Here is a 2,090-nt window from a genome sequence, read left to right as displayed (position 1 = left end):
GTTCCGCGCGTCCCGGGCGCTCCGGTGGCCGCCCCGACGGCCGCACCGCGGGCCGCGGGCCGAGCACCGGTCGGCGGCCGACCGACTCCCGGCGCCGCATGCTCCGTCAGCGGCTGATCGTTTTTGTGGTGGTGACCCTGCTCGTGGCGGTGGGCATCGCGGTGGCCCAGGCCCTGTGAGCACTTCGCACAGTGCGGGCTGACGCCGCGCCACCCTTCGCAGCGCCACCTTCCGCGGCGGGTTCAGAACGCGTGGCCGTGCCCGGTGCACGTGACCGTGCCCGGCGCCTGTGGGCGTGCCAAGTCCTCGTACCTCTCGTACGCCTCACGCTCCCGGCAACCCGCGCGCGGGGCATGGCGGAACGCGGGGGCGCCGGTGCGGTCGGGGCGTAGGTGCTGGCGGGCGCCGGGTCAGGCGGTCGGGCGGCCCGCGGTGACCGCGTAGAAGGCGACGGCCGCCGCCGCGCCGACGTTGAGCGAGTCCACGCCGTGCGCCATCGGGATGCGCACCCAGGAGTCGGCGGCGGCCAGGGCGTGCCGGGTCAGGCCGCTGCCCTCGGCGCCGAGCAGCAGGGCGGCGCGGTCGAGCCGGTGCGGGGCCGCCTCGTCGATGGAGACGGCCTGCGCGTCGGGGGTCAGGGCGAGCAGGTCGAAGCCCGCTTCGCGGACCCGGGCCAGGTCCCGCGGCCAGTTCTCCAGCCGGGCGTACGGCACGGAGAACACGGCGCCCATGGAGACCTTGACGGAGCGTCGGTAGAGCGGATCGGCGCAGTCCGGCGAGAGCAGCACCGCGTCCATGCCGAGGGCCGCCGCGCTGCGGAACACAGCGCCGATGTTGGTGTGGTCGTTGACCGCTTCGAGGATGGCCACCCGGTGCGCGTCGGCCAGCAGTTCGGCGGCGTCCGGCAGCGGCTTGCGGGCCATCGAGGCGAGCGCGCCGCGGTGTACGTGATAGCCCGTCACCTGCTCGGCGAGGGCCGGATCGACCGCGTACACCGGGGCCGGCGCCTCGTCGATGACGTCGCGCATGACGTCGATCCACTTCGCCGAAAGCAGCATGGAACGCATGCCGTACCCCGCCGCCAGCGCCCGGCGGATGACCTTCTCGCCCTCGGCGATGAAGAGCCCTTCGGCGGGTTCGCGGCGGCGGCGCAGTTCGACGTCGGTCAGGCCGGTGTAGTCGGCCAGTCGCGGGTCGGCCGGGTCGTCGATGGTGAGGGGTTCGGCCACGTGCTGATGCTGCCTTGTCTGGGTCGGGGCGTACGGCGGGGGGTGCGGGTCGGCTGCGGCCCGCGGGTCAGGGCTGTTGGCCAGGCCCGCCGGTCAGGGCTGCTGGTCCGGGCCGACGGCCACCACGGCGCCGATCACGATGACGGCCGGCGGCCGTACGCCCTCGGCCTTGGCGACCTCGCCGACGGTGTCGAGCGTCGCGTCCACCCGGCGCTGGGCGGCCGTGGTGCCCTCCTGCACGATGGCGACGGGCGTGTCGGCCGGGCGGCCGTGGGCGATGAGGGCGGCGGCGATGGCGCCGATCTTCTCCACGGCCATCAGCAGGACGAGGGTGCCGCGCAGCGTGGCGAGCGCGGACCAGTCCACCAGGGAGCGCGGGTCATCGGGTGCCACATGGCCGCTGACCACGGTGAACTCATGGGCGACGCCGCGGTGCGTGACGGGGATGCCGGCCGCGCCCGGGACGCTGATGGAGCTGGAGATGCCGGGCACCACGGTGCACGGGATGCCGGCCGCCGCGAGCGCTTCGGCCTCCTCCATGCCCCGGCCGAACACGAACGGGTCGCCGCCCTTGAGCCGCACCACGGCCTTGCCCGCCCTGGCGTGGTCGATGAGCGCCTGGTTGATGGCCTCCTGGGCCATGAACCTGCCGTACGGGATCTTCGCCGCGTCGATCACCTCGACGTGCGGCGGCAGTTCGGCCAGCAGGTCGCGCGGGCCGAGCCGGTCGGCGATGACCACGTCGGCCGCGGCCAGCAGCCGCCGGCCGCGCACGGTGATCAGGTCGGGGTCGCCGGGGCCGCCGCCGACCAGGGCCACGCCGGGCACCAGAACGCTGTCGGCCACCACGTGTTCGGCAAG

The 2,090-nt window shown here is 74.9% G+C and carries 2 protein-coding genes; both read right to left on the bottom strand.

The features are described 5' to 3' along the window. Window positions 1-410 precede the first annotated feature (410 nt). Window positions 411-1,229 (bottom strand): TrmH family RNA methyltransferase, encoded by an 819-nt coding sequence (locus AAHZ94_RS33145; protein WP_349997410.1) that lies wholly within the window; start codon window positions 1,227-1,229, stop codon window positions 411-413. A gap of 93 nt (window positions 1,230-1,322) precedes the next feature. Next, window positions 1,323-2,090 (bottom strand): uroporphyrinogen-III C-methyltransferase (gene cobA, locus AAHZ94_RS33140; protein ID WP_349997409.1); only part of this gene is annotated, 768 nt, incomplete at its 5' end.

The organism is Streptomyces sp. HSW2009, from assembly GCF_040240285.1.
Lineage (GTDB): Bacteria > Actinomycetota > Actinomycetes > Streptomycetales > Streptomycetaceae > Streptomyces.
This window is presented reverse-complemented; position numbering and strand designations above follow the sequence as displayed.